At 52.9% G+C, this 22,885-nt stretch carries 28 protein-coding genes and 1 pseudogene; 5 read left to right on the top strand and 24 right to left on the bottom strand.

Annotation, left to right across the window (positions count from 1 at the left end):
• Positions 1 to 29: 29 nt before the first annotated feature.
• From dagF to D6029_RS22540, 9 genes are read right to left on the bottom strand one after another with little or no spacing between them, the layout of a single operon-like run.
• The gene (gene dagF, locus D6029_RS15710; protein WP_120065623.1) at positions 30 to 770 is read right to left on the bottom strand and encodes a 2-dehydro-3-deoxy-phosphogluconate aldolase; all 741 of its coding nucleotides are present in this window, start codon (positions 768 to 770) and stop codon (positions 30 to 32) included.
• Positions 767 to 1,885: a DgaE family pyridoxal phosphate-dependent ammonia lyase gene (locus D6029_RS15705; protein ID WP_120065622.1), complete on the bottom strand. Its 1,119-nt coding sequence runs from the start codon at positions 1,883 to 1,885 to the stop codon at positions 767 to 769. The genes dagF and D6029_RS15705 overlap by 4 nt, the downstream gene beginning before the upstream one ends.
• Positions 1,869 to 3,002: an amidohydrolase/deacetylase family metallohydrolase gene (locus tag D6029_RS15700; protein ID WP_120065621.1), complete on the bottom strand. Its 1,134-nt coding sequence runs from the start codon at positions 3,000 to 3,002 to the stop codon at positions 1,869 to 1,871. The genes D6029_RS15705 and D6029_RS15700 overlap by 17 nt, the downstream gene beginning before the upstream one ends.
• Before the next feature lie 46 nt (positions 3,003 to 3,048).
• Complete coding sequence (locus D6029_RS15695) at positions 3,049 to 3,690, bottom strand: DUF4310 family protein (protein ID WP_120065620.1); 642 nt, start codon at positions 3,688 to 3,690, stop codon at positions 3,049 to 3,051.
• A gap of 10 nt (positions 3,691 to 3,700) precedes the next feature.
• Complete coding sequence (locus D6029_RS15690; RefSeq protein WP_120065619.1) at positions 3,701 to 4,477, bottom strand: DUF4311 domain-containing protein; 777 nt, start codon at positions 4,475 to 4,477, stop codon at positions 3,701 to 3,703.
• A 24-nt stretch (positions 4,478 to 4,501) separates the two neighbouring features.
• On the bottom strand, positions 4,502 to 4,798 hold the full coding sequence (locus tag D6029_RS15685) for a DUF4312 family protein (RefSeq protein WP_120065618.1): 297 nt from the start codon (positions 4,796 to 4,798) through the stop codon (positions 4,502 to 4,504).
• Positions 4,799 to 4,800: 2 nt separating this feature from the next.
• The gene (locus D6029_RS15680; protein ID WP_034492950.1) at positions 4,801 to 5,163 is read right to left on the bottom strand and encodes an SFCGS family glycine-rich protein; all 363 of its coding nucleotides are present in this window, start codon (positions 5,161 to 5,163) and stop codon (positions 4,801 to 4,803) included.
• A 17-nt stretch (positions 5,164 to 5,180) separates the two neighbouring features.
• Positions 5,181 to 5,498, bottom strand: coding sequence for a PRD domain-containing protein (locus D6029_RS15675; protein ID WP_120065617.1), 318 nt, complete (start codon positions 5,496 to 5,498; stop codon positions 5,181 to 5,183).
• Positions 5,499 to 5,535: 37 nt separating this feature from the next.
• Positions 5,536 to 5,682, bottom strand: a complete 147-nt coding sequence (locus D6029_RS22540; RefSeq protein ID WP_167456015.1) for a hypothetical protein — start codon at positions 5,680 to 5,682, stop codon at positions 5,536 to 5,538.
• Between the two features lie 256 nt (positions 5,683 to 5,938).
• Between D6029_RS22540 and D6029_RS15670 the strand changes: the two genes are divergently transcribed.
• The 3 genes and pseudogenes from D6029_RS15670 to D6029_RS15660 all read left to right on the top strand — a co-directional run.
• A complete protein-coding gene (locus tag D6029_RS15670; RefSeq protein ID WP_120065616.1) occupies positions 5,939 to 6,289 on the top strand; it encodes a type II toxin-antitoxin system RelE/ParE family toxin in 351 nt (116 codons plus the stop codon).
• Between the two features lies 1 nt (position 6,290).
• Positions 6,291 to 6,590, top strand: coding sequence for a helix-turn-helix domain-containing protein (locus D6029_RS15665; protein ID WP_120065615.1), 300 nt, complete (start codon positions 6,291 to 6,293; stop codon positions 6,588 to 6,590).
• Between the two features lie 20 nt (positions 6,591 to 6,610).
• A pseudogene (locus D6029_RS15660) lies at positions 6,611 to 6,724 on the top strand (NadS family protein); the annotation flags it as partial.
• A gap of 31 nt (positions 6,725 to 6,755) precedes the next feature.
• On the opposite strand, the gene D6029_RS15655 reads toward D6029_RS15660, so the two are convergent.
• Genes D6029_RS15655 through D6029_RS15645 form a run of 3 tightly spaced genes read right to left on the bottom strand, consistent with a single transcriptional unit; the run spans position 6,756 to position 9,679 of the window.
• Positions 6,756 to 8,063 (bottom strand): TRAP transporter large permease, encoded by a 1,308-nt coding sequence (locus D6029_RS15655; protein WP_120065614.1) that lies wholly within the window; start codon positions 8,061 to 8,063, stop codon positions 6,756 to 6,758.
• 12 nt (positions 8,064 to 8,075) lie between these two features.
• Positions 8,076 to 8,618, bottom strand: coding sequence for a TRAP transporter small permease (locus D6029_RS15650; RefSeq protein WP_120065613.1), 543 nt, complete (start codon positions 8,616 to 8,618; stop codon positions 8,076 to 8,078).
• Positions 8,619 to 8,665: 47 nt separating this feature from the next.
• Positions 8,666 to 9,679: a TRAP transporter substrate-binding protein gene (locus tag D6029_RS15645; RefSeq protein ID WP_120065612.1), complete on the bottom strand. Its 1,014-nt coding sequence runs from the start codon at positions 9,677 to 9,679 to the stop codon at positions 8,666 to 8,668.
• 282 nt (positions 9,680 to 9,961) lie between these two features.
• Between D6029_RS15645 and D6029_RS15640 the strand changes: the two genes are divergently transcribed.
• Positions 9,962 to 10,900, top strand: coding sequence for a LysR family transcriptional regulator (locus D6029_RS15640; protein ID WP_120065611.1), 939 nt, complete (start codon positions 9,962 to 9,964; stop codon positions 10,898 to 10,900).
• Here the strand turns inward: D6029_RS15640 and mdcH are convergent.
• The 11 genes from mdcH to pmbA all read right to left on the bottom strand — a co-directional run bounded on the left by mdcH (position 10,884) and on the right by pmbA (position 20,761).
• A complete protein-coding gene (mdcH, locus tag D6029_RS15635) occupies positions 10,884 to 11,792 on the bottom strand; it encodes a malonate decarboxylase subunit epsilon (RefSeq protein WP_120065610.1) in 909 nt (302 codons plus the stop codon). The genes D6029_RS15640 and mdcH overlap by 17 nt on opposite strands.
• 2 nt (positions 11,793 to 11,794) lie before the next feature.
• Positions 11,795 to 12,412 carry a malonate decarboxylase holo-ACP synthase gene (locus tag D6029_RS15630; protein ID WP_120065609.1) on the bottom strand — a complete coding sequence of 206 codons (618 nt, stop codon included), beginning with the start codon at positions 12,410 to 12,412 and terminating at the stop codon, positions 11,795 to 11,797.
• Positions 12,413 to 13,372: an AEC family transporter gene (locus D6029_RS15625; protein ID WP_120065608.1), complete on the bottom strand. Its 960-nt coding sequence runs from the start codon at positions 13,370 to 13,372 to the stop codon at positions 12,413 to 12,415.
• Positions 13,373 to 13,510: 138 nt separating this feature from the next.
• Entirely contained in the window at positions 13,511 to 14,311 is an 801-nt protein-coding gene (mdcE, locus tag D6029_RS15620; RefSeq protein WP_120065607.1) for a biotin-independent malonate decarboxylase subunit gamma, read from the bottom strand.
• On the bottom strand, positions 14,308 to 15,141 hold the full coding sequence (locus D6029_RS15615; RefSeq protein WP_120065606.1) for a biotin-independent malonate decarboxylase subunit beta: 834 nt from the start codon (positions 15,139 to 15,141) through the stop codon (positions 14,308 to 14,310). The genes mdcE and D6029_RS15615 overlap by 4 nt, the downstream gene beginning before the upstream one ends.
• Positions 15,134 to 15,433, bottom strand: coding sequence for a malonate decarboxylase acyl carrier protein (gene mdcC / locus D6029_RS15610; RefSeq protein ID WP_120065605.1), 300 nt, complete (start codon positions 15,431 to 15,433; stop codon positions 15,134 to 15,136). Before mdcC ends, D6029_RS15615 begins: the two co-directional genes overlap by 8 nt.
• Positions 15,434 to 15,442: 9 nt before the next feature.
• A complete protein-coding gene (locus D6029_RS15605) occupies positions 15,443 to 16,327 on the bottom strand; it encodes a triphosphoribosyl-dephospho-CoA synthase (protein WP_120065604.1) in 885 nt (294 codons plus the stop codon).
• Positions 16,327 to 17,982 (bottom strand): malonate decarboxylase subunit alpha, encoded by a 1,656-nt coding sequence (mdcA, locus tag D6029_RS15600; RefSeq protein WP_120065603.1) that lies wholly within the window; start codon positions 17,980 to 17,982, stop codon positions 16,327 to 16,329. Before mdcA ends, D6029_RS15605 begins: the two co-directional genes overlap by 1 nt.
• Before the next feature lie 343 nt (positions 17,983 to 18,325).
• Entirely contained in the window at positions 18,326 to 18,901 is a 576-nt protein-coding gene (locus D6029_RS15595) for a hypothetical protein (RefSeq protein WP_120065602.1), read from the bottom strand.
• Between the two features lie 68 nt (positions 18,902 to 18,969).
• Positions 18,970 to 19,356 (bottom strand): cytochrome b562, encoded by a 387-nt coding sequence (gene cybC / locus D6029_RS15590; RefSeq protein WP_120065601.1) that lies wholly within the window; start codon positions 19,354 to 19,356, stop codon positions 18,970 to 18,972.
• Positions 19,357 to 19,408: 52 nt separating this feature from the next.
• Positions 19,409 to 20,761 (bottom strand): metalloprotease PmbA, encoded by a 1,353-nt coding sequence (gene pmbA / locus D6029_RS15585; protein ID WP_120065600.1) that lies wholly within the window; start codon positions 20,759 to 20,761, stop codon positions 19,409 to 19,411.
• Positions 20,762 to 20,861: 100 nt separating this feature from the next.
• Here pmbA and yjgA point away from each other — a divergent pair, with 100 nt between their 5' ends.
• Positions 20,862 to 21,413 (top strand): ribosome biogenesis factor YjgA, encoded by a 552-nt coding sequence (yjgA, locus tag D6029_RS15580; protein ID WP_120065599.1) that lies wholly within the window; start codon positions 20,862 to 20,864, stop codon positions 21,411 to 21,413.
• Positions 21,414 to 21,512: 99 nt separating this feature from the next.
• On the opposite strand, the gene mpl is transcribed toward yjgA, so the two are convergent.
• A complete protein-coding gene (mpl, locus tag D6029_RS15575; RefSeq protein ID WP_120065624.1) occupies positions 21,513 to 22,880 on the bottom strand; it encodes a UDP-N-acetylmuramate:L-alanyl-gamma-D-glutamyl-meso-diaminopimelate ligase in 1,368 nt (455 codons plus the stop codon).
• Between the last annotated feature and the right edge of the window lie 5 nt (positions 22,881 to 22,885).

The following is a 22,885-nucleotide window of genomic DNA, read 5'->3' as shown; positions in this document are numbered from 1 at the left end:
TCAGGGAGAGGGCCGGGGTGAGGGTGGTTTTAGCCGACCAGTTTCTTCGTCATTTCCAGCAACGTGCGCACATCTTCCGGGCGCGTATTGCCGCTCGCTTTATCAATAATCGAACTGTAAATATGCGGAATGATTTTGCTCACGCCAGCATCCAGCGCGATCCTGAGAATTTCTTCATAGTTCTCAAGGTCAATTCCGCCGGTCGGCTCAAGCCAGAAATCGTGCTCCGCACAGGCTTTCGCCACCGCTTCAAACTCATCACGGCATTCAAGCCCGCCCATCGGGAAGTATTTAATCGAACTGCCGCCCATATCTTTCAGCAGCTTAATGGCGGTTTCGACAGGTACGATGCCGTCTGGCGCGCCAGAACTCAACGGGCCGGTGGAAATTTTCACCATGCCGACCGTGCCGGTTGGCGAAACCAGGCCGTTGACCACACTGTCGTTTTGCCCAAGCAACGCACGGCTTGTGCCGACGCCAGTAAACACCTGGTTTACGTGCTGCGGCTGCACCTGGCGGGAGATTTCACTGACCATCGCCGATTGATTCGGGTCGCCTGCGCCCAGACCAACAGAGAGCGCATTGTCGATCAACGCCGCATATTCGCGCATATCCGCAACGGCACTGGCAACATCCGGGTAGTTTTTAGAAAGCACACCGACCAGCACATGCCCTTCGGCAGCGTCAAAAATGGCTTTCGCATTGTCTTTCGAACCTGCCAGCACGTTCAGGCAAACACGGTCACGATAAAAATTCGGGGTTAATTTCATGCCTGTTTCTCCTTGCTGACCAATGCTTTGATGCTGTGATAAATAATCTCTAACTGCTGCGGACTGACGCTGCGCACATCGGCTTCGATAATCCCTTCGTTGGCTTTGTAGCCACGGAAGAAAATCGCATATTCGCCCTGTTTCAGGGCGCTCACCAACTCGACGGTGCTGACGCCAATCGCCGCTTCATCAAACTTAATTTCAGTACGGGCGATGTCGCGACCGGCTGCGTCCCACACCACGCGGGCTGTGATGCCCTCGAGCGTGTTGAGGTTAGCGATAAACGGTGTCATTTTTTCCACCATCTGTGCGCCGCTCTCTTTTTCCGCCGTCAAATAGTGTTCGATGGCGCAGGTCAGGCCAAGAATGCCTTCTTTGCCCACTTTCATGGCGCGGCCAATTCCGCTGGTTTGCAGTTTTACCCACTCGATATATTGCGCTTTGCCAATCACCAGGCCACTGGTTGGCCCTTCAATGGCTTTGGCTCCGCTGTAAATCACCAAATCCGCACCGGCGCGGTAGTAGCATTGCAAATCTTCTTCGGCAGCAGCATCAACAATTAATGGCAGGTTATGTTTGCGAGCAACCACGGCGGCTTGCTCAACGCTGAGCATGCTTTTCTGTACCGAGTGGTGCGATTTGATATACAGAATCGCCGCCGTGCGCGGGGAAATTGCCGCAGCTAACTGGTCGGCAGAACACTCGTTGGCGTAACCCGCTTCAACGACTTTACCGCCGCCGAGATAAACCATGGTGCCCACGGGTGCGCCAAAGTTCACGTTGTGGCCTTTCGGCAACACGATTTCGTTGTTCTCAAGCGGCGTACCATGCAGGTTTTCAATCAGCCAGGCGTTGTCTTTCACCAGCACCGCTGCCACCGATTGCGCGATTCCCGCCGATGCACAGGAAACAACCGTCGCCGCTTCCACATCAAGCAGTTTTGCGATGTATTCCCCGGTTTTGTTTACCAGGTCTTTCATTTCGAAGTAGTGATTCATACCGTTCGTCACGGCGTCTACGACTTCCGGGCGCGGGGTAGAAACACCGAGAGCGGTCATGCGACCAGATGCATTAATCACTTGTTTTAAATTGTATTTCTCATAAATCGAAGACATGTTCTGCTTTCCCTTGTTCGGTCATAAACCACTTCCCGGCGCGGACTGCGGCAAGAGCCACCAGCAGTTTTTCGCCCTGGAGCGTCTGATTTTCGGAATCGGTAAATACCGTCGGCTGGCGGCGTTTGGCAAAAATGGTCAGGTCACCGTCGAGGCCAGGCGACAAACGCCCTTTGCTTGCCAGGCGCAGGCCATCGGCAGCGTGAGCGGTAACACAATCAATCACTTGCGGTAGAGACATACCGATGGAGAGGAATTTGGACATCACCACGCCGAGGCTGTGAACCGGGCCGTTAATGCGATTGCGGCAGTAAATATCGGAGCTGATGGTGTGCGGCAAAATCCCTTTGCCGATGGCGATTTTCGCCACTTCAAAGCTGAAACTGGCGGTGCCGTGGCCGACGTCGAGCCGCACACCGCGCTGTATGGCGCTGGAAACCGACGCCCGTAATTCGCCTGCAGGCGTCAGAATGCGGTTCGGTTTACCGTTGTAGCAGTGAGTAATGATGTCGCCGCGGGTCAGTAAATCGGTGATTTCATCGAGATCCGGTGGGTTATTGCCGATGTGTACCATCAGCGGCAAATCGCCATTTTCACGCTGGATTTCTTTAGCGATTTCAAGCGGCTTAATACCGTTGGCACCCACCACGCTGCTGCTCATCCGCGCTTTAATACCGACGATAAAATCAGGGTGGCGTTTGACGGCATCGCGCACCGCCACTTTGTCGATATTTGCCATATTCGACAGCTCGTTTTGCGCGATCAGCCCCACTTTTGAGATGTTCAGCAGCGCGTAAACATCCGTCACGGCTTTGCGAGTCAGCTCGTAAAACTCGTCAATATCATCCGCACCGGTGCTTCCGGCATCGACGACAGTCGTCACGCCCGTATGAATGCCGATGCTATCGGGTTCGTCATGATAAATAGGAGATTTTTGGTAACAGTGAACGTGGGAATCAATCCAACCGGCGCTGACGTAATACTCGCCGTTGAGCTGGCGTTGTTCGCGTGTTTCGCCCGTTACTTCGCCCAGCGCTGCAATTTTGCCGTCCTTGAGCGCAATGTCGATAACCGTATCGTCCACCAGGCGGGCGTTGCGCAGGATTAAGTCGTACATGATTTTTCCTCGCTGGCGGATGGTTCGCGCCATCCGCCAAAAAGTTCTACAAAGCGATCGGGAAGAATGCCCCAAAGATCATCGCGCCAAGAATTGCGCCACCGGTAATCGGTTTGTTCCACAGATAAAACAGCAGCGAACCGATCAACGAACCGATGCCGATGGGGATCGATGCGGCCATTGCGCTGAGGATAATCAATGGCCCGAGGAAGCGGCCGGATGCGTTACCCGCGCCCATCATCACGTCAGCGCCGTAGGTGGAGTTGCTCTGATTGATGGTGAATTTACGCGCCAGAATGATCAGGTAACCGATCGCCAGGCCAATCACCAGGCCGGTTGCCAGCGAAGCGGCGAAGTTGGCCACCGGGAAAACGATCCCCGCGCCGAGTAACAGCGCTGGAACGCCCAGCCCGACACCGGTCTGAATCGCCCCACCGATATCCAGGATCCCGACTAACGATCCTTCGATGATCCTCGCAAACAGGAAGCTCGCGCCAAACGCCGCCACCGCGCCGTAGACGCCGGTATCAATCCCGGCACGCAGCATGGAAACAAACGCTACTTCGTTAAACGCGCCGATTCCGTAGAGGTAATACATGTGTGTCCCGGCGAACACGCCGGATGAAAGCAGGCCAACGAAAATCGGGAAAGACCAGTCGGCGTACCAAAAACCTTTATTCTCTTCCATCATCGGCCCCTTATTTTCCGCTCAGCGAGTTATGGATTAAGTCCAGCCAGTTCGGCACGGTCAGATGGAAGGATTCGATCATCTTCATATCGAAACCACGGAAGAACCCGCTCAGTACAAACAGCGCGATAATCGCCACCATCATCACTTTGGTGACGTGGTTCCAGCCGCTCTCTTCCACACCTTTACCAATCAGGATGCCCAGCACCAGGCCCGGTACGGCGTTGCCCATAATCAGCTGCGCGCAGCCGCCGAAAATAGTCGCCCAGAAGCCTGATTTCTTACCGGCATCAATCGCCGCCAGCCAGAAGATTACCGGCATCACGGTGTTAACCAGCAGGTTTGCCGCAGGCACCAACACTTTCACCGCCGTCACCTGCAATGCCGCCGGAACCGCTGAAGCCGTGCTGTTAAGGAAGGCGACGACAATCATGCCGATGATGCCGCAGGCGATAGCCATCTTTTTCGGGTCATGCAGGGTTTCGGCGACGTTACGGTTTTTCACCATCAACGCGGCGGCACCCCAGTTTGGGATGATGCGGTGGTCAACATCCTGAGTAAAAGCACCCGCCGCAACGGACGACGCCCAGGCGTTGAAGAAGAAACCTAAACCAAATGAGAAGTGTGAAGCCGGATCGCCTTCGCAGGAATTTAGCTCTCCGAGAGTACGAAAAGCGCCCATCCCTTGAGTGGTCGGCGCATGAAACATACGAGCCGCCCCGGCGCCAACGCCAACACCTACCAGGCCGCCGATAATGAGCGATTTTATTAATATTATTAAGAACATCTGTCTGTCCTTTCTGTGTGATTTTTAGGTTGTGGAGAACTCAACTTTGTCCATATTTATGGCCGTCACGTTGACTGAAACATCCAGCTCCACGCTGAACATCTGTTTTTCTCGCTTGAGAAAGAAGAACAAAAACGCCTCTTTCTTGACCTGAACTCGCGCCTGAACAACCTGCACATCCTGTGGCTCAATACGCAGTAAAATGTGGGGAGAAGATTTCATCACCGAGCCCTGAACATGATTCAGGGCATCAGCAAAGGCTTTGGCTTTGGTATCGCCGCGCCCTTTCACTCGCACCGTTTCGGAGAAGTGTTCTTTCATACTCACTGACCGTACTTCTTGGCCCAGGCTTGCACCAGACGCTCGCCCAGCTCTTCTTTATCCATAAAACCGAAGCCCAACACGTTGTTGCCTTCGTTGATTGCCGTCACGCCTTCATCCACTGAACGCATGCCGTACTTGGCTTTGTAGCCATGTTTGGTTTGCGCGGTGATAGCGCCCGCGCCACCGCTGCCGCAGAAAGAGATACCAAAAGTGGCATTTTCTGCTTTCATCACGTCGCCCAGTTTCATATCAGCGGCAACCCCAGGAATCACCACGGCACGACCACCCGCTTTTTCAATCCCTGCCGCCACTTTCTGGCCTTTTCCCAGACGATCGCCAATGACTACGGTAATTTGTTCCATGTGTTTCTCCTGATTATTCAAAGATTGTCTTTCGCGACTTCAAAATGCACCGACAGCAACCACGCCTCTTCAACCGGCAGATTGCCAAACTGTTCCACCACTTCTTTCGCCATCTCCAGCGAGTCAGCCGAGATTTCCTCAAACAAACTCTCTTCCACTTCGGGCAGCGGTTCGCCGGTCAAAGACCGATGAGCCATGGCGCGAACGTGGGATGTCAGCATCTGTTCCTGCACCGCATTCGGCGTGATGTTTCTGTTCTTCAGCAGCGTATTGATAAACGCCAACGCCCGTTCCGTGAGTCGCGTCTCCTCGGTACTCCCGGCTTCATTAACCATTACCGCTCCGTCATTCACACTACGCCCCTCTTCGCTGTCAGGCTTTTAAGGTATCGGGCAGGGTTAAAGGTTTGTAGCGAGTTGTTTTCCACTTTGAAGTGGAAATCCCGGCATCAATAGTGATTTGCGCCACAAAAATGGCCGTAATCGTGACGATTGGCTGGTTTAGTGTGATTACAGTCACGCATTAGCAATGCTTAAGTGAGCGATCTCAGTGATAGTTTTTGAGTGAATTTGTGACGGGAACGGAATTTTTGGGGAAGTATTGGAAAGGCTTATGGTGGGGATTTTTTCTGATGAAATGAATTGTCTGCGAGGCATGCCGCAGTGGGTGAACCTGGTGTTAGGTAGAAAACAAGATGCTCGTAAAATGACCTCTTTTCATTTCATAGCCAAAAAGCTATGATTCATTTATAGCCTTTAGGCTATGGGAAGAAAGTATGTGGGAAGTCATTACAACGGATGTTTTTGATGAGTGGTATTTAGCGCAGGATAAAGCAGTGCGGGTCAACGTATTGGCTGCAATAGGCATTCTCGAAGAATCTGGACCATTACTGGGTCGGCCTTATGTAGATACTCTCAACGGATCTGAATTTGCGAATATGAAAGAACTACGTATCCAGCATGCCGGAGACCCCATTCGAGCTTTTTTCATTTTTGCTCCCTCTCGCCGCGCCATTATCCTATGTGCTGGTTGTAAAGCAGGCCAGAATGAAAAAAGCTTTTACCAGAAGATGATTCGACTGGCTGAATCGGAATACTATAAACATCTCTCGTGCCAGAGGAATTAACATGTCGACTTACAAAGAGTTACTCGCCCAGGAAAGCCCGGAGATCCAATATCAAGTCGCTCAGAAAATTCAAGAAATACGCCAGGAATTGCTCCTGTCTAAACTGCGGGAAGAACTAAATCTATCTCAAACGGAGCTGGCCCGTACGATTGGCGTGTCTCAGCCGACCCTGGCGAAAATGGAAAACCCAGAAAACGATCCTCGACTCTCCACGCTAAAACGTTATGTCACAGGGTTAGGTGGAAAAGTGATTATTGACGTAATACTCCCGAACGGCAAAAGCGTGGCATTCCAGCTTTAAATCTATATCTACGAGCGGGTGATACCATCAAAAGCTGGGAGTCCGGCAGGCGTAACCCAACCGGACTTGCTGCAAAGGTGCTGGCAACTATCCAGGCCAACCCTGCTTTCTTCCAGGAGTTGGCGGCACATTAATCATTGGCGGGGAATTCCCCGCCTGTTTTAGTTACTTCACCAAACCCATGCTCTGTGGCAGAGCCATGGTGATAGCCGGTAAATACGTTACCATCATCAGAACAATCGCAATCACCGCAAAGAATGGCAGCAGCGGTTTAATCACGCGCTCTATCTTAATATCCCCGACTTTACAGCCGGTAAATAAGATTGGCCCTACCGGTGGCGTTATTGTGCCGAGCGACAAGTTAAACACCATCATGATACCGAAATGCACCGGGTCCATTCCAAATTGCATGCAGATTGGCAGGAAAATTGGGGTGAAGATTAATACCGCAGGCGTTGGGTCCATAAAGGTGCCCACCAGCAGTAATACCAGGTTCATGATCAGCAGAATAACGATAAAGCTATCGGTTGCTGAAAGTAAACCGGAGGCAATCAGCGCAGGGATTTTGGTGAAGGCCATTACCCACGACATAATCGACGACGCCGCCAGCATGAAAATAACAATCGCCGTCATTTTTGCGGTGGCGAGGAATATCTTCGGCAAGTCGTCAATTTTAATATTGCGGTAAATAATGCCGAGCACCAGCGAATAAACCACCGCAATCGCTGAGGCTTCTGTTGCGGTAAAGATGCCACCCAAAATGCCGCCGATAACCACGACAATCATCATCAGGCTTGGAATCGCATCAAACAAAATACGCAGCGTCTGGCCTTTATTTGCCGAACGATCTGCCACATAGCCACGGCGTTTAGCAATAAAACCGGCAACCAGCATCACGCCTAAACCCCACAGAATACCGGGTACATAACCCGCCATAAACAGGGCGGAAATAGACACGCTGCCCGCTACGGTGGCGTAAACAATCAGTGAATTGCTTGGCGGAATCAGCATACCCGTTGGTGCAGAAGCGATATTCACCGCCGCGCTAAACGCCGGGTCATACTGCTCTTTTTTCTGAATCGGCGACATGATGCCGCCGACTGCCGCTGCTGATGCCACACCAGAACCACTGATGGAGCCAAACAGCATGTTGGCAACTACGTTGGTTTGCGCCAACGGGCCTGGCAGGAAGTTACTGATCATTTTGGCGCAGTTAATTAAACGAATGGCTATCCCGCCATTGTTCATTAAATTGCCCGCTAGAATAAAGAAGGGAATGGCTAATAATGCAAAGGAATCAAGGCCCACAAAAACACGCTGGGCGGAGGTTAATATCGCGCCATCGAAAGGTAAAATAAGGCACATCGCCGCAAATGACGAAATACCAATACTGATACTAATTGGCGTTCCCGCCAACAGTAAAATAAATACGCCGCTAAACATTACCAGCGCAACAATAATTGCAATATCCATGTCGCCACCCAATCAATCTTGTTTCGAAGAGAACTTTCTGAACAGCCCATATTGGTTATACAGGCAGTAGAACAGCGTCATTGCGCCACTGAGCGGAATCGCAATGTAGATAATGCCGATAGGAATTTGTAATGCGGAATCAAGCTGCATCATCTGACGACTCATGCCGATATAACCGCCGATAGTCAAAACCAGTAATGCAAAGACAGATGTGGCAAGCTCGCCAATCACTTCCAGTGAAAGACGTAATTTACGCGGCATTTTGTCACGCATAAAGGTAATCGCCATATGCTCACGCAGGCCAAAAACATACGCCCCGCCTATAAGCACTAACCAGATAAACAAATAACGCGCCAGTACTTCACTGACTGCACTTGGGCTATTAAATAAATATCGGGAAGCGACCTGCCAGGTCACCAGCAATGTCATTAAACCTACAATCAAAATACACAGATACGACGCAACTTTATCGACGCCCTGTTTTACTCGAGTCACAAGTGAATAAAAATCAGATTTAGAGGCGGCGACGGAGGGAATGGACTGGTCAACTTTCATTTTTATCTCCACGGGGGATCCAAAGATCCCCCTGACTTCAAGCCGTATTACTCGGCCAACTCACGAATTTTTTCGTACAACGCTTTTTGTTCCGGGGTGGTCAACATGGCGGATTGCAGAGGTTTGCAGCGTTCCTGGAATGGTTTGATATCCACTTCGGTGAACGTTGCCCCATTGTCCTTCGCGACCTGACGCGCGCCATCGAGCGCTTTGTCCCACAGTTCAAACTGAGTCTGAGTACTTTCTTTGGCTAATTTGCGGAACAGCTCGCGGTCACCTTCATCCATTTTTGCGAGGAAGCTTTCATTCGCGACCAACAAATCGGCCACCATCACGTGACGAGTGGTGGAGAAGTAAGGCGCGACTTCGTATTGCTTGAGGTCTGCGTAGGTGATTTCGTTGTTTTCAGCACCGTCTAAAACACCCTGCTGAATCGCAGAATAAACTTCGCCCTGGCCCATCGGCACACCCGTTCCGCCCATGCAGCTCAGCATTTTGATCATCGTGTCAGACTGCATCACGCGGATTTTCTTGCCCTGCATGTCTGAAGGGTTCTTAACAGCGGCACCTTTGGTGTACACGCTGCGTGCGCCAGCGGTATATGCGGTGACGACTTCAAAACCAGTGCCTTTGGTGGAAGCAAACAGGCTGTCTAACACGCCAGACGTAAACACTTTGCGCTGATGTTCCGGGTTGTCGTAAACATACGGCATCGCCAGAACAGAGAAGTTTTTGTTGAAGTTTTCCACCAGCGGGTTGGCGACAACCGCCATTTGAATCGCACCGGACTGAACCAGTTCCAGCGAAGCACGCTGGTCGCCCAACAACTCATTCGGATGGATTTCTAATTTGTAACGGCCATTAGTCGCGGCTTCCAGTTTGTCGCTGAAAGAAACTAACGCTTTGTATTGTGGGTTATTTTCAGATTGGTTAAATGCGGTTTTCAGCGTTACGGTGCCCGCCGGTGCAGCGTCATCGCCACATCCGCTCAATAAAATTGTCGCCGCAACGGCTGTAGCAACCAGCGAAATTTTTGGCAAAACATGTTTCAAATGCAGCATCCTTAAAGCCCCTTATCCATGATTTCTGAGTGGTACTATTTCGTTTCCGAGGTATTTACGCATTGAATGAATCAGAAATGAAACGATATTTCATATAAATCGGAGTTTTGATTCATTTTGTAATTTAGATCTCAAAACCACACTCATAAAAGGGCTTAAAACTGACTTTTCTTTACGGTTCAGGCGCAGTTATCAGGCCTGAAAAGATTTCAGCCCGTGAAGCTCAAGCGGTTTTAAGGTACTTTATGGCGAACTTACCGGGGCGACAGATCCAGAAAATCCATGAAAATAGACGCAGAAATCACTTTCCGAAAACTCGAAATATTCATGTCGTTTATGGAAAAGGGAAATATTGCCCGCACCGCCGAGGCGCTGGGGATCAGCGGTGTGAGCGTGCATCGTGCGCTTCATACGCTTGAAGAAGGCGTGCGCTGCCCGCTGTTTATCCATAAAGGCCGTAATCTGGTGCCACTGCCAGCGGCTTTAACCCTGCTGGAACACAGTAAAGAAGCGGTGGAATTGATGGCGCGCGGGATTGTGGAAACACGGCAAGCCGCCGGTGTCGGGCAAGGGCGTTTGCGCATTGGTACGCTGTATTCGTTAACGCTTGAAACGGTGCCGCGCCTGATTATGGGCATGAAGTTACGCCGCCCGGAACTGGAAATGGATCTCACCATGGGTTCCAATCAGATGTTATTAAACATGCTTGAAGATGGCGTGCTGGATGCGATTTTGATTTCTATTTCAGAAGGCGAGATCGACCGTAATCATCTTGAAGTGTTGCCTTTATTCCAGGATGACATTTTCCTCGCGGCTTCCAGCACATTCCCGCTCGATACCCGCAAACTGGCCGATCTTCGTGATTACCATAACGAAAAGTTCGTTTCATTAGCGGAAGGGTTTGCGACTTACAACGGCTTCCAGGAAGCGTTTCACATCGCCGGTTTTGAGCCAGAAATTGTGACGCGGGTAAACGATATTTTCTCGATGTTGAGTCTGGTGCAGGCGGGAGTGGGATTGTCGTTAATGCCGGGACGCATGAAGAAAGTGTATGAAAATTCAGTACAAATGTTGAAACTGGCCGAGCCTTATCAAATGCAACAATCCATCGCGATTGTCTTTGCCCGCAACCGCGAACACGATCCAAACCTGCTGGCGCTGGCTGCCGAAGGGCGTATGTACGCCCGCTCGTTTGTTGAGAAGCCTAACGCGCCGCTTTAGTCCGTTCGGCGAGACGCTGGAGCACCGTCACGCTGTTGTTTTCTGCACAAACCATTTCACCCTCGCGGAATGCCTGGCGCGTGAGTCCTGTCAGCACGCTGCCCGGCGGCATTTCAATCGCCAGACGGACATCGCGTTCGTTGGCGGCAATCATCGCATCACGCCAGCGCACGGTGCGCGACATATTCAGCGCCAAATCTTCAGCAATTTGCTCAGGTTGCCAGGCCACGCGAGCGGTGCTGCCGCTGAGATACGTGCAGCGCGGGCGATTCAGCGTTACATCAGCAAATGCCTGTTGCAGTTTTCGTGCAGGTTCAGCCAGTAATTCGCAGTGCGACGGCACGCTAACCGCCAGTTGTTTGGCTTTCTGCGCGCCAGATGCCAGCGCTTTTTGCGCCATGGCAGCCATGTCTTCTTCACGCCCGGCAATCACGATTTGCTGCTCGGCGTTGATATTGGCGATGTACGTTCCGCTGCTTTCCACCAGCCGCTCAACCTGATTGAGTTGCAAGCCAGTAATTGCCGTCAAACCATAACCTTGCGGATATGCCTGCTCCATTAAATCACCACGCAGCGCGACTAAACGCAGTGCGTCTTCAAAACTTAATGCCCCGGCCACCACAGCCGCCGGAAATGCACCAATAGACAATCCGCAGACCATATCGGGCAGCACGCCGTTGCGCTCGAGTTCTTCGGCACAAGCCACGCCAGCAATCAACAGGCAAAGCTGAACGGCGCGAGTATGTTTTAGGACTTCTTCGGTATCGAGCGTATCGGTTTCATCGCCCAATACAGCGCGAACACGCGCCATTATGTCGCCATCTTGCGGTAACTTCTGCAACATACCAGCACGTTGCGTTCCCTGTCCGGGGAAAGTGAAGAGAATTTTCATGCTTATCCCTTTAGTGCCCACGGGTCACTCACCAGCTGTGGCCCGCTGTTGGTTTTCAGCAATACACGTCCGTCGCGTAACCATTCTGCCAGCGCAAAAGCGCCCTGCGGCGTTTCGATTTGCGTATCAGCGCGGCATAACAACTGGCCGATAACTTGCTGCCATTCCAGCAATGCTTCACACGCAACGCGCTCGGGGCAACGGATGATTAAGTCGAGATCGCTTTGTGCATGAAGCACCGGGACTTCCGTCGCCAGCGCGTAGCCAACGCTTCCGGTAATGCCCCAAACCCAGGGCCATTCACGCAGTGCGAGTTGAATTGCCCCCTGAACAGGCGGCATCGAAACAAACGGAGATTTGACTAACAAATCGCGGGAAGCCAGAGATTCCGGGGAAACGACACGTTTAACTTTTGCGGCGTTCGCCCATCCGGCTGCCCGCTGATCGCGGCGCATTCCACGAACACCTACCGGAATGCGCCCTTCACGATTCACATCACGTCGCACCACCACCGGAAGCTGAGGCCGCCACTGGCTTGCCACCCACTCTTCGCTCACATCTTCGAGCGCATCACGGTCGCTAAGCCAGAGTAAGTCGTGGGGACATGGTGTGTTCATGATTTACATTCCTGAAGTCAGAGAGATAAACAGCGGTAACGACAGGATAGAGAGCACGGAGCTAAGCAGCAAGACAGCTTCTGCATCCGGCGATTGCACGCCGAAACGGTTGCCGAATACCACACCGAAGAAGCCCGCAGACAGCGCAATCATCAGGATTGCGGTGATAGCCACCGGCCCAGTCAGACCCAACGCCAGCACGATACCCCATGCGATGAATGGCTGAATCAGCAGTTTGGTCACGGTCGCAACGCACACCACGGTGTTGATTTTCAGCTTACGAGCAGAAAGGATCACACCGGTCAGGAACAGTGCCGCAGCGGTCGCAGACATACCCAACGGTTTGATGGCTGACAGCAGCAAGTCAGGCATACGAATGCCAATCGCGGATAAAATCACACCCAGCAGCGGGCCCCAGACGATAGGTTTTTTCAGCGAACGCCACATCAGAACCGGCAGCATGGCGAGGGTAGAACCGACGGATTCGCCAGCCGCACGCGCTTTTTCACGCTCAAGAATCATCAGGCAGAACGGTGTCATCAACACAGAACCACAGGCGATAGAAACCGCAACGGAAAGTGAAGTGGCAGAACCTTCACCCAGAACGCTGCCCAGAATTGGCAGGCCAAGTGCCGCATAGTTCGGTAACGCAACAGTCAATGTCAGTACAGCCGCATCCTGCGGAGATTTTTTGAATACTTTGGTCGCCAGGAAATAAATCGCAGCGTAGGTAATCCACATCGCTAGAACCAGCACCACACTCATCGGTGACTGTTTGACGATACCTGCCCACGGAGTCTGAACCGTTGCGCTAAACAGCGCGGCTGGCAGGGCGAAATCCATTACAAAGATATTGAGCAGGGAAACATTTTTGTTATCGACCATCTTCGCTTTACCCGCAATAAAGCCGAGCAGCATGATGACAAAAATGGGCGCAAGCGCATGAACAATTACGTAAGTCATAACTTCACCTGTAGTTAAAAAAAGAATTCCAGCACCGGTGCGATGGTTATTATTTTCAGGCGGTTAATTTTTATTGGGCACTCTAACGGTGCCCATGATTACCGTCTGGCAGGTCTGTCTTTTTAAACTCTATCGCAACTACCAGGCTGCGCGCATACGCTCACGAACCAACGCCGAGCTATGGCGATTCTTCGCATTCAGTCTGTTTTTCAGGGTGTTATCGGTACGCGCTTCACGAACAGCCGTGACCAGCGCGGCATTCACTTTGTCCATATCGTCGCTTTGCGGCGCTTCTGGATTAGCAATTTCAAGCAATGCAGATAACAGACCGAGGGTTTCGTAGTTGCTGATGTCATACGCCATCGGCGGGATGGTGGCGGCCAGTTTTTCCAGCGCTTCCACGGTACGCAGCGTGATACGTGCTGCGGACTCTTTACCCATCGCGTGGATCATCACGCCGGAATCGTTGAAAGCAATCAGGCGGTTTGCCTGGTAGCCGTGTGCCAGGAACGCACCGGACATCGCTTTGCCAACAATCAGGCCCACAACCGGGTGGCCCGCCAGACGCGCATTGGCGTAAGCCGCTGCCGCACCGGCCAGAGCCTGGTGGATACCGAACGCTTCTTCGCGACGGCCATAAGCCTGGCTCGGAACGTCGATCACCGCCACGATGGCGCGTTTCTCTGATTTTTCAGCATCTTCGGCGATGGTTTCGCTAACGACTTTCGCCAGCGTCCAGCCTTCGAGCAGACCCACTTCCCCGCCTTTAGCGCGTGGATAATGGTTGTTTTCGTCTGGTACTACCGCGATAAAACGCGCGGCTTTGCCATCTACGCTGCCGTCGGCAACTTGTACGGAAGCACACAGGCCAGCCATACGCGGTGCGTTAGCAGTGAGTTTGTCCAACCAAATGGCGGCGCGATTCAGTTTCTGGCTCATGCGCGTTTCTCCCCAAAAAGCTGTTTAATCTGTTCGGAATCAGCCTGTTTCGTGGTGTCGAAATTGCTCAGGCGTTCGAGATACCAGGCATAGTTATCGGTGCGATGTTGCGCCGGAACGCCTTGCGCGATTGCCGCGTTAACCGCTTCTTTAACCGCGTTAACGCCATCGCCCACCAGCGTTTCCACCAGGCCGCTTTCATAGCGAACTTCGCCGCCGGTCATGCTCCAGATAAACGGACGGTTACGTGAATCGTATTCATCGATACCCGCTTCCTGTTCGATAACCTGCGGGCCATTCAGGCCCAGACGCGCTTCGCGAGTCACGATTAAGTGGCTGCACAGTGCGGCGGCGATAGACATCCCGCCAAAGCAACCAACTGTTCCTGCAACGACGCCGATAACTGGCGTGTAACGGCGCAAATCCACGATCGCTGCGTGAATATCAGCGATTGCCGCAAGGCCGAGGTTCGCTTCTTGTAAGCGCACGCCGCCGGTTTCGAGGCATAAAACGGCCTGAGTCGGAATGCCGTTGCGGTTATCTTCGGCTGCCAGTTCAAGCGCTGCGGCCATTTTCGCGCCGGAGACTTCGCCCATGCTGCCGCCCTGGAAAGCGCCTTCGATAGCAATCACCACCGCCGGGCCGCCATTAATGGTGCCTTTGGCAACGACCATGCCGTCGTCAGACTGCACCACGATGCCCTGCGCTTCTAGCCACGGGGAAACGATGCCTTCGAACGGGTCGAGCAATTCGCGGAAACTGCCGTCATCCAGCAGCAGGCGAGCACGTTCGCGCGCTTTGAGTTCGATAAAGCTGCTGTCGTTACGCATGGCTCACCTCTTCAAAAACTTGTTCGATACGGATGCGTGCCACGCCTGGCGTTGCGCCGAAATCGTGGATTTGCATCTGCCCGGCGGGAATGCTGCTCAGTGCGCCGAGGCGCTCAAACAGGGCTTTCCAGCGCTGCTCGCTGTTATCAACAGACGTGGTAATGGCGATAGTCAGGATGTCGCCCTGAGTCGCGGTAAACAGAACTTCCATATCACCGGAGCCAACTACACCCGCCAGCGCTTTGCCGCTAACGGTGCGAGTTGCCGGAAATGACAACGTAATGTGTTCCATAACACCCTCTTAAAAGTGTGAATGTTGCGGTAATGGGGTAACTGATGCGTCATCGCAGGCGATGCGGTCAATCAGCAGTGTGGCGGCCAGCAAATCTGCGGCACCGCCCGGTGAGGCGTTAAGGGCCAGCATCGCTTTATCGAGCCAGGCCAGCGCCGCACGGCCTTCGACCGTTGCCGTGCCGCCTGCCACCAGCACGCTACGCGCACCGTTTTGCATGGTTTCCAGCCCTTCAAGCCCGGCGCGAGACAACACGCAGGTATCGCTCAGCGAAGTCATGATGGCCATCAGCGCATCAAGACGCGCCTGCTGCTCCGTTGCCCCGTTCTGGCGGCTGCGACGCAGTTGCGGCAAGGCCAGATTCATGATGTGCGGGAAGCCCAGTTGCGCTTCTTCGCGAGCGCCAGGAACCTGATACCGGCGAGTGGCGCGTAACCCCTTACTGAAAACTTTTGGTGCCGAGCTGTCCGGCAGGCTGGCAAGTTTTGCGGCACTGGCCGCAATCTGCGAACTGCTGCCTTCACAGCCGTGCATTGCTGCTGCGGCAACCAGTAAACCCAGTGCCCAGATAGCGCCCCGGTGAGTATTCACTCCGCCTGTAGCCGCCATCATCTGGACTTCACCTTCGCGACCTAAACGGCCAACGAGCTGACGCAGAGCGATATCGGCCGGACGCTGCCAGCTTTGTAATGCCAGAGCATGAAATGTCGGGGAAAGGCTGTGTGCCGAACGCTCCATCAACGCCAAAGTCAGGTCGTGATGGGCGCCGTTTCCCCGGCTGTCCACAAGTCCGGGTTTTGGGCTTAAACGCACTTCATCAATCAGGCTATGGGTGGCAACCCTTGCAAGCCATTGCGCGCTGCCCTCTGCCCCGATTTGTGGCTGTAATTTCATTACCAGCTCCGGAATTTCGCAGGTGGGTTATACAGGCCGCCAGACCACTCGACTAAATCCGCCACGCTGCTGGCTGCCAGCAGTGAACGGGTGGCGTCGGTGCGACGAATACCCATGTCTTCCGGGAAGACGACTTTTCCGCTCTGGCGAAGTTGAGCAACACGTTTCGCGTCCACACCCAGGCCGATGTCGGTAATACCCGCCACGGAGGCGACCATTGCACGGCGTTCTTCAAGGCTTTCAGCGCGATACAGATACGCGATGCCTTCTTCGGTCAGTACGTGAGTCACGTCATCACCGTAAATCATTACCGGAGCCAGCGGCATCGCGGAGGCTTTCGCCACATCAACGGCATCGAGTTTTTCAACAAACGTTGGCTTAACGCCCGCCTGGAAGGTTTCAACCATCTGCACCACGAGCTTGCGACCGCGCTGCATCAGATCTGGCTGAGCCTGCATCGCCAGCCAGGCGGCAGTCGCATGACGACGACCGTGTGGGTCATGGCCCATATTTGGCGCACCGCCAAAACCAGACAAACGACCGCGCGTCACCGTTGAAGAGTTGGCGTAACCATCAACTTGCAAGGTAGAACCGATAAACATGTCGACGGCGTACTGCCCTGCCAGCTGGCAGAATGCGCGGTTAGAGCGCATGGAACCGTCAGCACCGGTAAAGAACACGTCCGGGCGAGCGCGCACGTACTCTTCCATGCCCAGTTCGCCGCCGAAGCAGTGAACGGTTTCAACCCAGCCGCTTTCGATAGCCGGAATCAGCGTTGGGTGCGGGTTCAGCGTCCAGTGTTTACAGATTTTGCCTTTCAGGCCGAGCTGTTCGCCGTAGGTCGGCAGCAGCAGTTCGATGGCAGCGGTGTTGAAGCCGATGCCGTGGTTGAGCGATTGCACCTGATGTTCCGCGTAGATGCCTTTAATTGCCATCATCGCCATCAGGATGTGTTCTTGCTTAATCAGGCGCGGGTCGCGGGTAAACAGCGGCTCGATAAAGAACGGTTTGTCCGCCACAACCACGTAGTCAATCCACGAACCGGGAATATCCACACGCGGTAAATCACATTCGTCATCCACCAGTTCGTTAACCTGGGCGATCACAATTCCGTCGTGGAATGCCGCTGCTTCAACCAGCGCTGGCGTATCTTCGGTGCTGGCACCGGTATACAAATTGCCTTTGCGGTCGGCTTTGAAACCGGCAATCAGCGCGACGTTCGGCGCGAGATCGACGTATAAGCGGGAATAGAGTTCGATATAAGTGTGGATTGCGCCAATTTCTAACTGACCGTCTTCCAGCAGCTGCGAAATGCGCAGGCTTTGGGTGCCAGAGAAGGAGAAATCGAGCTTGCGTGCGATGCCTTTTTCAAAAATATCAAGGTGTTCGCTGCGCCCGACGCTCGGCATAATCATATGCAGGTTGTGAACTTTGGATGGGTTGACTTCGGCCAACATGCGGGAAAGGAAGTCCGCTTGTTTTTGGTTATTGCCTTCAAGCACCACGCGATCGCCTGGAGCGATCAGTTTTTCCAACATTTCGACAAGGCTATCGGTTGGAAGCACCTTGCCCTGCACGTTGGTGGAAGCCATACGACGCTGTTTCTCGGTGCGGCGTGTGTTCCAGATTCGAGCTGGGTTTTGCCCGGACAACATAATTAACCTCCTGATTCAGAGAATCATTTTGATTTGCATACTCAACAGATTTCGAGATGCAGGAAGGCAGCAAACGAGCAAATCCCGATGAGCTTACTTGAGTAAGTGATTCGGGTGAGCGAGTGAAGCTAACGCACCTGTAACTTGAAAGATGATGAGTAGAATTTGGTTAAATTGTGCGCCTCAGAGGTCTGACCATCAATTAAGCTCGGGAACTAATCATTAGCCTTAGAGTAATAATGGATATTGGGTTTTGTGACGGGGGTAGAAGGCGGGAATAGCAGTTGTGAGCTAGCAGAGATAAAAAGCCCCTCTTTCCAGGCTGGAAAAGAGGGGCAAGTGATTATGATTTAGTAGTAATACGAATGGAGTCGGTATAAGTCACACGCACGCTTTGATCGACTTTAAGGTCTTTCAGCTTAGCCTGAACTTTAGGATCTTCAACCTTCACCACTTTCTCCTGACCTTTCGGGCCAACGAAAGTCACTTCATTGTTTTTCAGATCGATATGTTTAATTTTGAGCTGGACGTTAACCTGGCGGAAAGCTTCGTGCTCAGGTGAACCGCTCGTCGCTTTTTCCATCCCTTTGGTGGTTGAAGCGGTTGGTGCAGATTTATCAATATTGGTATCTAAAGCGATGGCAACAGAACGCGTCACGGTAGTGTCTACCGTATCGCCCGCTTTCAAATTAGCCAACGCACCGGCATTCTCAGGTACATTGAGTGAAACCTTTTTGCCTTCGGCTCCCTCTAGCACCACAACATGATTTTTTTGATCGACAGAAACAATTTTTGCGGAGAAATGATCGGCCTGGAAATCACCTGCAACAGGCAGGACGGCGGCATTGGCGGACATAATGCTGAATGCCAGCAGGGAAACAGTAGCAGCACCTTTGATGAAGGTTTGAATCGGTTTCATAAATCAGATGTCCTTATAAGATAAGCGAATTTATTCAGGCCCTGACAATGGGCAGGGCCAGTATGAGCTTAGCGGTATTTCTTATGGTAGGTATTGCGTGTCGTCTTAAACTCTTCAGCCGCCGCCTGTGCTTCTTTCACTTTGCCTTCGTTGGCCAGTTTCAGCGCACCGTCGATTTGGCCGACCAGCAGATCCAGGCCGTGGCGATAATCTTTCATCTCAGCACTGTCTGGCGCTTTGCTTTCAAGTTTCGGCGGGGTGCCTTTTTGCGCATCTAATGCTGCGGTACGCATGTTGTTGAGGGACGTTTTTAACTCAGCCGCGTTATCGGTTTTCAACACGGTTTTGTAGTTTTCAGCGATGGTATCCATGTCGTCACCGACATCTTTCGCCATGCTCGTTGCGGAAAATAACACGGTAGATACTGCCAACATTGCAATTAATTGCTTACGCATTGACTCACCTTTTTTATTAGAAAGGCGCGGCAGGTCGCGCCTCTTACGGTTGCTATTGGCCGGCGATTTTCATCTCCGGTAACAGCACTGAACCACATTGAATATTACTGCGCTTCTCAATATCGCTACCAATTGTGACCATTTCGCGCCACATGTCTTTAAGATTTCCGGCAATCGTGATTTCGCTCACCGGATATTGAATTTCACCGTTCTCGACCCAGAAACCAGACGCACCGCGAGAATAGTCGCCGGTAATACCGCTGACGCCCTGGCCCATCAATTCAGTCACCACCAGGCCGGTGCCCATTTCTTTGAGCATACCCGCGAAATCCAGGCCGCGCCCTTCAATGCGCCAGTTGTGAATGCCGCCCGCGTGGCCGGTGCTTTTCAGGCCGAGTTTGCGTGCAGAATAGTTGGTCAGCAGCCACTGTTGCAGGATGCCGTCTTTGATGATGTCGCGACGTTCGGTGCGCACGCCTTCGCTGTCGAACGGCGTGGAAGCCAGCCCTTTCAGTAAATGCGGATGTTCTTCAATGGTCAGCCATTCCGGCAAAATTTGTTTGCCCAGTGAGTCGAGCAAGAAGGTGGATTTACGGTAAACCGAGCCACCGGCAATCGCGCCCACTAAATGCCCGAACAGGCCTGTTGCGGCTTCGGCAGCAAAGATTACCGGCGCTTTCATGGTGGAAAGTTTACGCGGAGACAAACGCGCCAGCGTGCGACGAGCACATTCGGCACCGACTGATTCCGGGCTGTCGAGGTCTTCCATCGCGCGGCCAATAGTGTAAGCGTAATCACGCTCCATTTCGCCGTTCACTTCGGCAATCACGCAGCTCGAAAGTGAGTGGCGCGTGGAGCAATAGCTTTGCAACATGCCGTGGCTGTTGCCGAATACTTTGATGCCGTAGTGGCTATTGAAACTGCCGCCTTCGGTATTGTTGATGCGCTTATCGACGTTCAGAGAGGCGTTTTCCGCACGCGCTGCCAGTTCAATGGCGCGGTCGGCGTCCATTTCTGTAGGGTGGAACAAGTCCAAATCTGGCGCTTCGAAAGCCAGTAACTCTTTTTCTGCCACACCGGCAAATTCGTCCGGGGAAGTATAACGAGCGATGTCCAGAGCGGCTTGCACGGTACGCGCCACGGCGTCCGGGCTGAGATCGGTGGTGGACGCGCTGCCCTTACGATTTTGATGATAAACGGTGATGCCTAGCGCACCATCGCTGTTAAATTCGACGTTTTCCACCTCACCGTATCGCGTGCTGACGCTGATACCAGTGGTTTTACTGACGGCAACTTCTGCGCCATCGGACTGAGCGGAAGCCAGTTCCAGCGCCTGAGATACCGCTTGTTCCAGAACCTGACGTTGTTGTGCTACTTGCGTGTTTACTTTCATCGCTACTGCCATAATGTAAGGTGAGTGAATTAAGTCTAACCCAGAACAGAACAATTTCGCAGTGAACAGGCTTTACTGGTAGAATTAGCCACTTTTTTTTAAGGAGCCTAATATGACTAAGCAGCCCGATGACTGGCTCGACGACGTTCCAGATGACGAAAATGAAGACGAAGATGATGAGATTATCTGGGTCAGTAAAAGCGAAATTAAGCGTGATGCCGAGGAATTAAAACGCCTGGGTATGGAGTTGATGGACCTGGGTAAAAACGCCCTCGACAAGATCCCTCTGGATGAAGATTTGCGTGCAGCGATTGATCTTGCACAGAAAATCAAGAAAGAAGGCCGTCGCCGTCAGGTGCAGTTGATTGGCAAAATGATGCGTTCGCGCGACATGGACCCGATCCGCGTCGCACTCGATAAACTGAAAAACCGTCACAACCAGCAGGTTGCGCTGTTCCATAAACTGGAAGCTTTGCGTGACCGCCTGGTTGAAGAAGGTGATGACGCGATGACCGAGGTGTTAAGACTTTACCCGGAAGCTGACCGTCAGCAGCTGCGCGTTCTGATCCGCAACGCACAAAAAGAAAAGGCCGCTAACAAGCCGCCAAAATCTTACCGCCAGATTTTCTCTTATCTGCGCGAACTGGCTGAAAGCCAGGGTTAAGAACTACCCTCATCCCGACCTTCTCCCTGAGGGAGAAGGAGAAAATCGGGCTTTACCCTCTCCCTCAGGGAGAGGGTTAGGGTGAGGGTTGTTAGCGCTTTACTGCTCAGCTTTCTTCGCAAGCCCATCCAGCAATTTCTGATGTATCCCACCGAAACCACCGTTGCTCATCACCAGAATATGGTCGCCTGGCTGGGCCGTTTTCACCACCATATCAACCAGCGTATCGACATCCGCACTACAGTGCGCAGGCTGAATACAGGCTTCTGCCACTTCAACCACCTGCCACGGAATGTGTGGCGGCTGGAGCAAGAACACTTCGTCTGCACGGCCTAAAGATGGCGCAAGGTCATCTTTGCTCAGGCCCATTTTCATGGTGTTGGAGCGAGGCTCAAGCACCGCCAGAATCCGCGCCGTGCCGCCCACTTTGCCGCGCAAAGCCGCAAGCGTTGCCAGAATCGCCGTTGGGTGATGTGCAAAATCGTCATACACCGTCACGCCGTTTTCTTCGCCACGCAGTTCCAGGCGACGACGGGCATTCACGAAGCTGTCCAATGCTTTTGCCGCGTCTGCTGGCGTCACACCCACATGGCGGGCGGCGGCAATCGCCATCAAACCGTTGTGCATGTTGTGCTCGCCAACCAGTTGCCAGTGCACTTCGCCGACGCGCTCGCCATCCAGATAAACTTCCCAGTTGGATGCGTCAGGATTGAGTTTCTTCGCCTGCCAGTGGCCTTGTTCGCCCACCAGTTCTTGCTCGCTCCAGCAACCCATCGCCAACGTCTGCTTAATGTTGGCGTCATTTTCAGGCCAGATGATTTTCCCCTGCCCCGGCACGATACGCACCAGATGGTGGAACTGTTTCTGAATCGCTTTCAGATCGTCAAAAATGTCCGCGTGGTCGAACTCAAGGTTATTGAGTATCAAGGTACGCGGGCAGTAATGCACGAATTTGGAACGCTTGTCGAAGAACGCACAATCGTATTCGTCGGCTTCAATCACGAAGAATGGGCTGTCGCCAAGACGTGCAGAAACATCGAAGTTCCCCGGCACGCCGCCAATCACGAAGCCAGGCTTGTAGCCACAGGCTTCCAGAATCCAGGTCGCCATGCCTGCTGTTGTGGTTTTGCCATGCGTTCCCGCCACGGCAATCACCCAGCGGTCGCGCAGCACGAAATCGTGCAGCCACTGCGGGCCAGACATATAAGGAATGCTTTTCTCGAGCACCGCTTCAACACATGGGTTTCCACGCGTCATGGCGTTGCCGATGATCACCAGATCCGGCTGCGGATCGAGTTGGCTTGGGTCGTAACCCTGAATTAATTCAATGCCCTGCTCTTCTAGCAGAGTGCTCATTGGTGGGTACACGTTGGCGTCCGAGCCAGTCACCTCGTGGCCGAGTGAACGAGCCAGCATCGCGAGGCCGCCCATAAACGTGCCGCAAATACCCAGAATATGAATGCGCATAAAAA

The organism is Buttiauxella izardii (genome assembly GCF_003601925.1).
Taxonomy (GTDB): domain Bacteria; phylum Pseudomonadota; class Gammaproteobacteria; order Enterobacterales; family Enterobacteriaceae; genus Buttiauxella; species Buttiauxella izardii.
The sequence above is the reverse complement of the archived record's forward strand: the minus strand, read 5'-3'. Positions and strand labels throughout refer to the sequence as shown.